General features: G+C 48.6%; 8 protein-coding genes and 1 pseudogene. 5 read left to right on the top strand and 4 right to left on the bottom strand.

Annotation, left to right across the window (positions count from 1 at the left end):
- Positions 1-26: 26 nt before the first annotated feature.
- From C0081_RS10350 to zorA, 4 genes are read right to left on the bottom strand one after another with little or no spacing between them, the layout of a single operon-like run.
- Positions 27-2,984, bottom strand: a complete 2,958-nt coding sequence (locus tag C0081_RS10350; protein WP_180966826.1) for a DEAD/DEAH box helicase — start codon at positions 2,982-2,984, stop codon at positions 27-29.
- Between the two features lie 11 nt (positions 2,985-2,995).
- Positions 2,996-4,429, bottom strand: coding sequence for an EH signature domain-containing protein (locus C0081_RS10355; protein WP_101533698.1), 1,434 nt, complete (start codon positions 4,427-4,429; stop codon positions 2,996-2,998).
- Complete coding sequence (locus C0081_RS10360; RefSeq protein WP_101533699.1) at positions 4,426-5,349, bottom strand: OmpA family protein; 924 nt, start codon at positions 5,347-5,349, stop codon at positions 4,426-4,428. Before C0081_RS10360 ends, C0081_RS10355 begins: the two co-directional genes overlap by 4 nt.
- An 8-nt stretch (positions 5,350-5,357) precedes the next feature.
- Positions 5,358-7,517 (bottom strand): anti-phage ZorAB system protein ZorA, encoded by a 2,160-nt coding sequence (gene zorA, locus C0081_RS10365; protein WP_101533700.1) that lies wholly within the window; start codon positions 7,515-7,517, stop codon positions 5,358-5,360.
- Between the two features lie 414 nt (positions 7,518-7,931).
- Between zorA and C0081_RS10370 the strand changes: the two are divergent.
- From C0081_RS10370 to C0081_RS10395, 5 genes and pseudogenes are all read left to right on the top strand, one after another.
- Positions 7,932-8,291 (top strand): annotated as a pseudogene (locus C0081_RS10370) (transposase); the annotation flags it as partial.
- Between the two features lie 501 nt (positions 8,292-8,792).
- On the top strand, positions 8,793-9,134 hold the full coding sequence (locus C0081_RS10375; RefSeq protein ID WP_101533702.1) for a hypothetical protein: 342 nt from the start codon (positions 8,793-8,795) through the stop codon (positions 9,132-9,134).
- Positions 9,131-9,589, top strand: a complete 459-nt coding sequence (locus C0081_RS10380) for a plasmid mobilization protein (RefSeq protein WP_210200458.1) — start codon at positions 9,131-9,133, stop codon at positions 9,587-9,589. The genes C0081_RS10375 and C0081_RS10380 overlap by 4 nt, the downstream gene beginning before the upstream one ends.
- Positions 9,579-11,075, top strand: a complete 1,497-nt coding sequence (locus C0081_RS10385; RefSeq protein WP_101533703.1) for a relaxase family protein — start codon at positions 9,579-9,581, stop codon at positions 11,073-11,075. The genes C0081_RS10380 and C0081_RS10385 overlap by 11 nt, the downstream gene beginning before the upstream one ends.
- Positions 11,076-11,293: 218 nt before the next feature.
- The gene (locus C0081_RS10395) at positions 11,294-11,749 is read left to right on the top strand and encodes an HAD family hydrolase (protein WP_146006438.1); all 456 of its coding nucleotides are present in this window, start codon (positions 11,294-11,296) and stop codon (positions 11,747-11,749) included.
- Positions 11,750-11,908 lie beyond the last annotated feature (159 nt).

The following is an 11,908-nucleotide window of genomic DNA, read 5'->3' on the forward strand; positions in this document are numbered from 1 at the left end:
GGGGACAATTTCTTCTCCGAAAACGGCTAGCTGACAACCTCACCATAGAGGGTCGCAGCATCTCCCTCACTCACAGGGGGCGCGAGCATGTGTTTGGACAGATTGCGTTTTTTCTCGAGCAATTCATGCAGCTTGACGTCAAAGGATCCTTCCTTGTGGGTGGGATGCACCGCAAGAGGCACATGGATCGTGACATTTTTCTTCTGACCAATGCGGTAGGTGCGGTCGTTGCACTGGTCTTCCACCGCCGGATTCCACCAGCGGCTCAAGTGAATGACATGGTTTGCCGCCGTGATGGTCAGTCCAATGCCTGCCGCCTTTGGAGACAGGATGAGCACCGCGAAGCCTTTTGGTAGGGATTGGAAGGCATCGACATGGTGTTGGCGTTTGGCCCCGGCCATCTCACCATTGATGATGATCGGTCGCGTGGGAAGCTGAAAGTGTTCCGATATGGCGGTCGCCAGAGCTTTCTGCATGGCCTTGTCTTCTAGAAAGATCAGAGCCTTCTCTTCCATATTCTCGATTGCAGTCAAAATCTCGAATGTCTTCTCGAGGCGAGCAGACCCCATGATCCAGCTTTTTCGCTGGGCCGGGTCATAGAGGTCAATCTCCTTAGCGCTGTCTGGGTGTAAAGAGATGCTGCGCATCTTGTGGAGCACTTCGAGCATGTTCTTGCGTGTGACGGCTCCGCCCTTGGCCTCTGCTATGACCTCTTCATAAACCAATGCCTGCCGTACCGGCATGACCACGTTATAAGGCGCGATTGTCTTGGATGGTAGATCCTTGGAGATCTGTTCCTTCATACGCCTGAGCATGACCTGAGGAGCCTTGCCCTGAGGCTTGTCCAGCTTGTCCTTCAATTCCGCTAGTGCGCTCTCATTCTCCTCACCATAGGTTTTGGAGAAAGTCTTGAGATCCTTGAGATAGCCCGGCGCGATGCGATCCATGATGCACCACAGGTCCTCGATGCGGTTTTCAATCGGCGTCCCTGTCATGCCTACAACGAAATCGGCGTTGGCCGTCTTGGCGGCATGTGAGTTGATGGTGTCTGGTGCCTTGATTTTCTGGATCTCGTCAAAGATTGCCACTGAGAATGCCACTCTGGCAAAGCTCTGGTGATAGTTGGCAAGCGTTTCATAGGTCGTCAGGACCCAGTCAGCATGGCGTATCTGATCAACATCCAGAAGATCCTCCGGCGGCACGTTGTCTGAGGGGTGCCGTTTGAGGGACTTCAGATTTTTACCAAAGACCTCGCAACATTCGCCAAGCGCATCAGGAATCAGGTGAATACTAGCTTCCTTCTGCCAGTTATTGAGGAGCGCTGTTGGAGCAACGATGAGGATCGGTCCAGTCAACTCGCGCACCGGAATTCTCGCACGGGCCTTATTAGAACGGATCCAGACAAGAAAGGCCAGGGCCTGAAATGTCTTGCCGACGCCCATATCATCGGCCAGCAGAACGCCCGGCCATCCTTGTCGCCAAGCCTTGCAAATCCAGTCAAAGCCAACAAGCTGGTGCTCCTTGGGCACGGTTCTATTGATCCAGCTTTCAGGGAAAGACATAGCCACCTTGTTCTTTCTGAGAGAGAATTTGGCTGTGTAATCGTTGGCCTCGAGGTTTTCCTGTATGAGGAGGACGCTGTTTTCCTTCTCAGGTGTCGGCTGGTCTATGTCCTCGACTGGCTTGTCTATGTCTTCAGCCTCTGTCTCGCTGCGCAAATCCCCCAACAGCTTGCCAATCTGGTCCGTCCCGAAACTTTCGCCTTGGAATTCTACCGTTTCCTCCCCATTCCCCCTGGCTCTTTCATAGTCGATTTCCAGCGTTTCAATTTCTTCTGCTGTGGTTTCCACTGTCGTATCGCCGATGGTGACAGGAAAACGCTCAGGCAACCACTGATTGGACTTCTTGGCAATCCAAGGCAGGACCGGCTTTTCCCATAGACCGAGTCCCTGAATTCGATCCGAGTATTGTGCGGTTTCGATGAAGATCGCTTGAGCCAACGAGTCTCCGTCTTCCCCGAGTGCTTGCGCTAGCACAGTTCTGGGATTGCGCAGGAAATTCCGTCTATCTTCGGCAGGCATATTCCTTGCGCGTTTGACCACGTCTAGGCTTCTGCGGAGGGGCTGATCGACCAACAGGAAAGTATTGTTGCCAAGAACAAATGCTGGGGGTGTCTGGCCTGCCTGCTGGACAAATTGACTTTCAAACGCCTGGGCATACATGGGTGGAAGCAAGGTTACTGTTTCTGTGTCGTTCACCCCTTCTTGCGACAGGTCTTCGCTTTCACCTGCAGGGCCATCATCGGCCTCCAACAGCTCAGGTGCATCCCCCTTAGGCAGGAGTATTGGCGAGAAATCAAGTCCACGGTTCGTCTCTTTGACATCGAGGGTCAACGCTCCTGCTTGGTAAATCTTGAGCGAACTTAGATATTTGTCCGAACGAACGTTATGTCCCAGTTCCTGCTCGAGCATGGTCTGCATGGTTTCCCAGCATGGCAGTCTTTCCTCAAATATCTGACCAGCGCTTTTATTGAACGCTGTCGCTGCCTCCTTCAGTTGAAAGAGACGGTAGGAGAGACGCCGCCATTCTCCGTCCACCTGCACGAACGGACCTTGGAAATTGGGGTTGATCACTCTGGAATGACTGTCCTGCCATTCTAGCTGGATACTGCTATCGGTGCTGTCGATGCGCCCATGCATAGACAGCGTCAATGACAAGCCAGCAAGAGCCGGAACAGCTATCCTATTGAGTTGTGTATCGGGCAGCTGAAGTAGAGTTTCCGTCGGAATAAAGACTCCATCTTCTTTTCCATTGGCCTCACCTTCTTCAACCAGCATCTTCAGCAACCGATGAGCGGCGTTATCTGACTTTTTGATCACAGCATTCCATTCTGCAACCGGAACAGCTTTGCCCTTCCCCAAAAGGCCTCGTTGAAGAAACTGGATTAGGCCACCTTCAAATTGTGGCGAGCAAACGAATGGCATGATGAGATCCCCTAGGCTTTGTATTCCCATTGGTGAAGGCGTTTATTGGTCATTTCAAAGATCCTTTTTGCAACGACCTTCTGCCAACTGTAGGTATCAGGAGAACTATGTGTTTTGACTAGATAATCCCTTGAACTCAGCAAGTCACTTCGTCCAACGTAATATCTCACTTCATCAGCGTCGTACCAGCTGTTATAAAGCTTTGGTGCGGATGAATCCTCCGCTGAGCTCCAGATGTTGACCTTGCCGTTATGGCTCCAATCAGAGACGACCCCTTGTCCGATCTGCAGGAGAAGAACAGCGTGACTGCTTTGCGCTTGCCTACCGCCTCCTTTTCGAAATCGTCCGAACTTCACTTCGTTTCCGAAAATCCGCTGTGTTTCTCTGGCTCCGTCTTCAGCAAAGACCACCCAGGCTCCCCGGATTAGTCCATTCTCATAGACAGCTTCCCAAAAGGCTCGCCTGTACTTCCACATTCTCTTTTCAGAAGTTTTCGTTGTAATTCGATCAACGATATCCAAGAACTGCCTCAGAGATTGTTTAGTAAGCCACGCGATGATCTCACTCTTGATCTCCGGCATCTTCTCCCATCGACCCGGATTAAGGCGCGGGTCCTCGAACAACTTGATCAATGTGTCGAGGAATGGATCCTTTGTGTCGTCATCGGGTGTTTTATGCCTCGCTAGGAATGGCCTGATGAGTGCCTCTGCAATGTCTGCGTCCATTGCGGGGAACAGCTGTTTGCCATCCGATGACAATGCATACCGTTTTACCAGTTTCAAGCGACTTAAATGACCGATCTTCCGATCTTCAGACAACCGCTTCAGGATGGAGTGCGTTACTGCTTCGGAGAAACCCGACTGAGCACTGAGAGCCGAAAGGTCCAAGTCCCGCATAATTTCCGGAACCGATAACTTTTGCTGCAACGCAAGCTGCGCAATGCGAACCGGACCATTTTCTATATCGTACAGGGCAAAATTTTCTTGTAGTTCCAGCCAGGGAGAACCGAATTTCACCACGCCTGACTGCAAAGCTTGCGACACTACGCCAAGGCCTTGGCGATTCTTCTGAAACTGATTGAGATAAACGGTCGCAAGGGTCTTGAACAATCGACGCTTACCCAAGGACAAGATCAAATTTAGTATCCTTTGCAGGATATCGGGATAATCAGCAAGAGCTGGTTTGGTTTCCCAAAAACACCAGGGCGCTTGCCGCAATTGCTTGGTTGTTAGCTCTTTGCCTTGCTGAAAATGTTCCAGAATGGTTTGCGCAACGCTGTTTAAAGTTGGAAGATCCTTGATTGTTTTATCAACGGCACCCGACAAATTGAGAGCCTCGCATAACTTCGCAATGTGCGTCTTTTCGGGCAACTGTAAATGCAGTGTCGGCACCTGAAACCGTGATGCGACATCTCGACAGCTCTTCTGGAATACCACTTCGATCATTGAGTTTGAATCGTCTGTTTCAGGGTTTCAATTTCACTTTGCATTTGATTGGTAAGGGTCAAGACTTCACGCAGACGATCAGTCGGGTCGACCTGCATGACAAATCGAATATCAATGCGGCGGTTACGGCGCAAGGCCTCACCGCGCGTTAGTCCGGCCAGAGTGTCGCTATTGGTATGAGGCACAGGGCGTGTTGAAGCATATCCTGAAACTGACAGGATTTCCTTCTTGTCCGGATTCATAAGATCTCTCAACTGCGACGCTTCTTTTGTCAAGGCGCGGTAGGTTGAGACGGCTCTCTCCGCCGATAGCTGCCAGTTACGTTTGTCGCCCGCCTCGGAATCAGAACCCTGGCTATCCGTATGGCCTTCAATGAAGACGGTATCAATGGCACCACCTGGCGGCAGTGCCTTGCATTTTTCAGTGCCGTTGGTATTCATGCAACTAGTATAGTTGGGCAGAACCCGTGCGAGCACATTTGCTACTTTCTCGACATTTTGTTGGGCTTCTTTGTCGAGGTCGGATCGGTTTGTTGAAAAGCGAATGGCGTTTTCGGTCAACCTCAACACACCATTCTCAGGATCAATTTGCACCTCAAGCCCGACTGCTTTGAGTTCTTGTTCAATATCCCTGAGCAGAGTGGTTCTTTTCTCTCGTGACGTTTTTAGATCCTCCAAACGATTTGAGATTTGTGCTTGAAGATCATCCAGATGTTCTGTGACCTCTTCGATGCGTTCCATCACCTCAGTTAGCTTTGATTCGGAAGTATCTGTTTGCTTTTGAAACTGCAAAGCGAAGACCATCAGCATTATGATGAAAATGAACAGAATGCCAACCATCATGTCCGTCATGGACACAAAGTAATTTTCGCTCTCTTCTTCCTGATGTTGTTGGGCTTGTGAGCCATCAAATGCCAGCATCACTCAATTCACTCCACTGCCGAATACATCGCAGATTGAAGTTTCCCAACTTCCTCTCCGAATTCTTCAATAGAGTCATTGATTTCAGAAACACCGCTACTCAGCTTGGTGACGGCCTGTGCGAGGTTTTGATCAACCTGTTGAGAGTAATTGCTGAGAGCAGCTCCCTGTTCCACGGTTGCCTTCGAGAGACTCTCGACAGCTCTACCAAGTTCCTCATCGATATTCTGAAAACGTTTTTCGTAAGACTGCCAAAGATTGGTCAATTCTTCGCCGTTTTCCCTAAGCGCATTTGCCAGTTCTGAAGACCCTTCTTGACTGTTTTGCAGAGCTTCAACAGCTGCATTTAGCGATGTTTTGAAGCTATGTGTGGTTTCCGCAATTTGACCTGCAGATTGTGTAAAGGGAGCAATGGCACCGCGCAATTCGATTGCTGTTTTTGAGAAAATATCGGCAACCTGTCTTGTTTGCGATGTTGCGTCACCGATGGCACTCGCTTGAGAGGTTAGCGCATTCTTCGACCCTTCAAGCGCAGTTTCAAAGCGATCAATTTCATTGCGAATTGTTGCTAGTGCGTCAGCCAGGCCTTGTTTGAGGGCTTCTGAAGTGTTCGTTGCCACAGAAGCTACTGTTTGCGCGGCACTTTGTTGTGCTTCCTGAATAGTGTCTTGTGTCTTTTGAACCGATCCGGAAAGATTGCCTTCCATGGATGCCATACCTTCGCTCAGATGTGTGATTTGGCCTTCAAGTTTCTCCATCACACGTCCCATGGCATCTTCAATCTTGCTAGAAGCACCGGCCGCAGCTTTTCCAAGATCCTCATCAAGGGCATTATTGGCCTTCTCGAAGGTGCTCTGCATCGCTGCAATGATCTCGTTCAGACTTTCACGATTGCTCAGCGCTCCATCATTCATAGATGTCGCGGCTTCGCTAACCAAGCGGTTCAAATTTTCGGCAGCTTCACTCATACGGCGAGCAAAGTCTTCTCCACTATTGCGCACCCCCCCTTGCATATCAGCAAGCGTCGTTTGCATGGCTTGCAATGTGCCTGCAAGCTCTCTGAGCTCTGTCCCTGCGCTTCCCTGAACGTTGTTGGAAAACTCCTGCAACATGTCGCTGATGCCGCTCTGACTGGATTCAGTCACCTTGTCCAGTGCGTTTGAAATACTCTGGTTGACTGGCAACATAGCCTCGGAGAATGCGGAGTGGATCTGTGGCGAGAGCGCCTGCCCCATTTGGCTGAAGTATTTTTCGGAACCTAGGTGCTTTAGTTCATCTCGCTGTTCCTCCATGACGCTATTCATTTTAACGGCGAGTGATTGCGGTGCGACATAAAGCAACTTCCGCTCAATTGCTTCGCAAAGATCAGAAAAGCTGCCCTCAACCAAAACCATGAAGAGTTTAAACAAGACAGACAAAACCAACGAACACCCGAGTCCAGCAATTGAAGTCGCGAATTTAAAAGATGCAATTTGCAAGAGATCGGTCATTGCCTTTTGCATGACCGTCACATCCTGTACGCTAGATGCTTCGCCAGCTTTATAGAGAGCCAATACAATTCCAATGAATGTTAACAAGAGGCCGACTGCCACGAAATAACCTGGAATGGCAGGCAGCATTTTTATACCGACTAGCCGCTCTCTTGCCAGCCCGACATGCATGAAAGTATGAGGTCGAACAGTGTTCCTCAAAACTTGCCGTTCGTCCTCTTGGGGGGCAACAAGTGTTTCGTCAAACTCGCGCCATGCATCCCCAATCAAACCATTGCTTCGCAAGCTAGCATGCACACCGTTGTCATATTCAGTATAGAATTCTTCAAGTGTTTTGCATTTGGCAATCGCGCGTCTTGCCATACGCAGGGTCCAAGCTATGACCAGTACGTGGCAAACAAAAAAACTTACCAAGAATGCAAATGCTATGCTGACGACGCCATAGGCTAGTGACAAGATAAAGTCAGTTTTACTCAATGCGTCCAACGCTTCGTGTACAGCGTCGAAAGACAGAGCTCCTGCTGACAACTGATAAGCCAATTGACCTCTTTCCATCAAAAGATGGAAATCGACATCGGAGAAACGTTGGTCAATTCCCCAAAGCACTCCAATAAATACAAACCAGAAGAGAGGAACTCGCACAAACCCTGACCACAGTTTCGCTCTCCACGTCTTCATATCTCTCCGCCATTCACTAAAACACACCAAATCGTTGGTGAATAGTTCCACAACAGGAAATAAAGTCAATCAGTTATCAACTGGGAAGATCGCTCAAGTCGAAAAAGGCAAATCCAAATGCGTTCATCTAAGCAGAGTTTGAATGAGTAGGAAATAATCGACGAGAGGTGATTACATGCAACTCGTCGCCGTTCCCGTTTCTAGGCGTATTAAGCGCCAGCTAAATGTTGGATCGTAAAACTAAGGCTGTCACAACCTCAGAGAGACAGCCTTTTCATCCATCTTGAAATATGCATGCCGAAACACCAATCCACTGCCTGTGTGTCCGATGATCTAAGAGCCGGATTTAAAAGTAATTGAGCGATATCAATAGGTTGTGATTCAATCGTCTTTGTCTAGAAGATGGAGGGTCACATGCCTTGGGATGATATCGCTCGGGTTCAATATAACCGGGATAAACTTCGCTATCCAACAGATTTAACCGATAAAGAATGGGAAGTGATCGCACCGTTCTTGCCGCCAGCCCGATCAGGTGGGCGACCACGCACCACAAATATGCGCGATGTGATAGATGCAATCCTGTATGTTGGAGGCAGCGGTTGCCAATGGCGGATGTTGCCCAAGGACTTTCCTCCGGTCTCGACGGTTCGTGGATATTTTTATGCGTGGCGCAATGCTGGCTTTTGGGCCCGGATCAATCATCTCCTGGTCATGGGGTGCCGTGAACTGGAAGGGCGAGAGGTCAGTCCGACGGCTGGTGTCATTGATATCCAACCAAAACCTTCGGGTTCTCGGGTGAGCTGGGTAAATTTGAAAAAAAATTGAGTTATGCAGAGGTCTCAAGTCGTAAAAAATGATCTAAAAATATGGTTTTTAGGACAAGTGCAACGAATGGAGTTATCCGCTCATTTCGGTTGCTGACGTGGCAAGATTTGGTTCGGTTTGTTGAAATCTTGCAATTTGGAAGGCGCTTGATGGCGTCGCAGGTCAAGAAGCCGCCCGTCATCTTATTCGCCACACAATTAAACTCAGGCAAATAGTATAGAAGCGACTTCATCTTAGACAATTTGAGGAAGAATATTAAAAAAATCCTAAATATGTTTTTTTCTTCCGGCTCTTGACCCCCCTTTGTTTGTAAGGATCGATTGCAGATCTTTTGGTTCGACGAACTTGAGCAATCAAACTGGCCGATAGGCCTATGTTGGGTCAGCCCAAAAACATCGCAAAACCGGCTGCAATCCATCCTGACTAACGAGTTATTCAGGAGGTGGAACCATGCGTTCTTGTAAATTTTTTTATTCTGCAGCCATGTCTGAGATAGGGCTGCTTGGCTACATTTATTTTCTCTCTATCGATCCTATCGATAACGGTGCAAAAACATCCAAAGAACAAAAAAGGGTGAAAAAAGACGTTCAGCGTCAGAAACTAACGTGTCGCTTTGTCAGTTTCATTTCTCGCCATTTTAAAAATCAATTCGCATTGGCACTGCAGCCAATGACAGATCCACCAACCTGCCATATCAGCAAAACTCCCTATATTGATATTGCGACTGATTTCCCTGTAACGGTCCGCCAATGGAGCCTTCCAAATCACGATTGTGTGGAGGTTGGCGTATGAGTGAGCAGAAGAGAGCAAGGCGACCCGTGTCATACACGGGACCTTGCGAGGGCCAGAGAGCCGCCCCTTCGAACCCCACCCTCAGTGCAAGCGAGAAACATCTTTCAAAGACGTTTTCGTTGCGCTGTACAGCAGCAGAGAAAGAAACGCTTTTGGCTCGTGCAAAGGCCGAGCGCATAACCGCATCTGAATTGCTTCGATCTGCACTGGGGTTGATAAAAAAGCCGACCCGCAAGCGCGCTGCACCAACTGTCGATACGCGTCTCCTGGTTGCTCTTAACCGTATCGGTAGCAATCTCAACCAAATTGCTCGAACTGTAAACGCAGCAGGACATGCCGGTGACATGCACCAGTTGAACGCGATGGACATAATCGCATCCCTAATCAGCATTAATAGGGAACTTGCTTCACTCCTGGTTTTTCATTCAACCAAGGAGAGCGAAGTTGCTGATTAAGTTTTTCTCAAACGGACAAGGAGGCGGGGCAGCTCCGGTAAACTATCTCATAGCCAGAAATGTGCTGGCTTATGATGATAGCCGCAATATTGTTCACTCCTCCGATGGCAAGACATTGATGAAACGTCGCGATCCCCTGCCGGAGATTGTCAGTGGCAATCCGGATCTTACTCGCATGCTCATTGATTGCTGCCGACACAAGTGGAGCTATCGCGCCGGTGTGGTCAGTTTTGCCAAGGGTGATAATCCAACTGAAGAACAACAGCTCAAAGTGATCAATACCTTTGAAACTCTCGGTTTTGCAGGTCTTGAACCCGAGCAGTACAACATCCTCTGGGTTCGACACTCTCATGAAGACCGCATCGAATTGCATTTTTGCACTCCACGTCAAGAGCTTACCACGGGCAATAGTTTTAATATTGCACCACCGGGATATTTCAAACCCTTCGATGCCTGTCGGGACTTAATGAACAAGAAATATGGATGGGCTGACCCAGAAGACACATCCCGAACCCGTGAACGCAAGGTCGTTTCTGAGAGCCCGGCTCGCGCTCAAACTCGAGAGCAACTTCAGGACTGGATTGAAGAGATGATTGTCGCTGGTGCAATCAATAATCGCTCAGAGATGATAGCACTCCTCAAAAAGTCAGGTTTTTTAGTCCCAAGAGAAGGAAAAAAATACATCTCCATTGCGATCCCAGACTCTGAAATCCGATTTCGTATGAAAGGCCCCATATACCATGAAACCTGGACGCCCGAAGTCACTCTTGAGCGACGACTTAACCGAGAAAATGACGAAGACGAGGCAAGTGCAAATCGACTTGATCGCTACAGAGACGAAGAACTTCGAGCGAGATATCAGGAACATGTTGAACGACGTAAAAAATACAATCGCAAGCGATATTCACAAAGCAAAAATGAAATGGCAGCAGGAACTGACGAACGAGGTCGAGTTTACTCACAAACAGTTGGAAATCCCGCTGAAGAATACGGAAGACGTGATGAAAAAAATTTCCAGTATCAAGATATGGAGCCTGATCAGCCCAATAATAATATGTTTCCTTCTTTGGATTTGGGTGCCAACCCAGCCAACCAGCTCACAGACAAACAGAGAGAGCCCCACAATGATGAATACAGAAAACTCCCAGCAACAATTGACGACACCACTCGAGAGAGAGTTACTCAAATCCGTAGAAGAATTGACTCAATCCATGGAAGGGCAAACAATTTTTCAAAACAATTCCATCGACTACTTGATTCATCGGTTAGCAGCGCTCGAAGCATCTCATACAGCCTTTCTCAACTGTCAAAAAGCGTTCAACATGGCATTGATTGGCTGGGTAAACGAACCAAGCAGTCAACAGCGCACAGACATGCTGAACCAAGCCATAGACGAACTGAGACAGCTTTCTCAGGCCGCTTCGTCGCAATAATTTTGCAACGTGAAAAGCGGAAACAGGAACGGGAACGAGAACCGGAACGGTAATGGTGTAGGGGGGAGCAATTATGCAAGTTCATAACCCGCCTAAGTGGATCAATTTTGTATGCCGATTCACACACAAAGATATTTGATTAATCAAAAGCTGATCTTTGGCGTAATTTATCAATCAAGTACTGCAGAATCCTATGGTTGGGTTGCGGTTTCTTTAGCCCCTCTTGGTGAGGGCCAAAGCGCCCGCAACCCGAAAGCCAAGGATTTTATCGATGACAACTCTGGTCACCAAACACGAACTAACCAATAACCACCCACCACGCCTCAAAGCCATGACATCAATGTCTCAGTTCAAGCGTGCTGAGATTATGGAATTGAATACTTCTGGATTGGAATGCCTGATCCAGTCGTTTGTATTTCTGGACCGGTTGTCTGAAAAAGCATCCAAGCCAATTGCAAAACTGATTGCGGATCTGAAACGCAACGCTTCAAACTCAGGTCTGCTTATTGGCGGGTTTCAAAGAATGATTGAATTGGTGGCAATGCAATTGTTTCTATTTGACTTTGAACCTGACAAAGAAGCGCGTATTTTTGCTTTAAGGCACCTTTCTGAGACCCTCACCATTTCAGGTCAAATTGACGAGTTGATCACGCCGGGGAGCCACAACAAGAAGCCCAGGCTCCAACTGATTGACGCAAATCTCAATGAATTAATGCGCGACTTGTAAATTAACTCCAGCACAAACCATCAGAGACGACCCCAGCGCGGTGGCCATATTGGCAACCATATTGCGCTGACGGACCTGTTGTGGCCCTTCAGTTTGCCTTCAAGGTCTTTATTCCCGCGAATGGGCCAGAGACTCTTCCTCTTTGACAATCTTCCAACG

Origin of the sequence: Cohaesibacter celericrescens (assembly GCF_002866925.1) — a bacterium.
Taxonomy (GTDB): domain Bacteria; phylum Pseudomonadota; class Alphaproteobacteria; order Rhizobiales; family Cohaesibacteraceae; genus Cohaesibacter; species Cohaesibacter celericrescens.

Coding starts and splice junctions, on each gene's coding strand:
- zorA (WP_101533700.1), bottom strand. CDS start 7,517: ATGAAGACGTGGAGAGCGAAACTGTGGTCAGGGTTTGTGCGAGTTCCT.
- C0081_RS10350 (WP_180966826.1), bottom strand. CDS start 2,984: ATGCCATTCGTTTGCTCGCCACAATTTGAAGGTGGCCTAATCCAGTTT.
- C0081_RS10395 (WP_146006438.1), top strand. CDS start 11,294: ATGACAACTCTGGTCACCAAACACGAACTAACCAATAACCACCCACCA.
- C0081_RS10355 (WP_101533698.1), bottom strand. CDS start 4,429: ATGATCGAAGTGGTATTCCAGAAGAGCTGTCGAGATGTCGCATCACGG.
- C0081_RS10380 (WP_210200458.1), top strand. CDS start 9,131: ATGAGTGAGCAGAAGAGAGCAAGGCGACCCGTGTCATACACGGGACCT.
- C0081_RS10375 (WP_101533702.1), top strand. CDS start 8,793: ATGCGTTCTTGTAAATTTTTTTATTCTGCAGCCATGTCTGAGATAGGG.
- C0081_RS10360 (WP_101533699.1), bottom strand. CDS start 5,349: ATGCTGGCATTTGATGGCTCACAAGCCCAACAACATCAGGAAGAAGAG.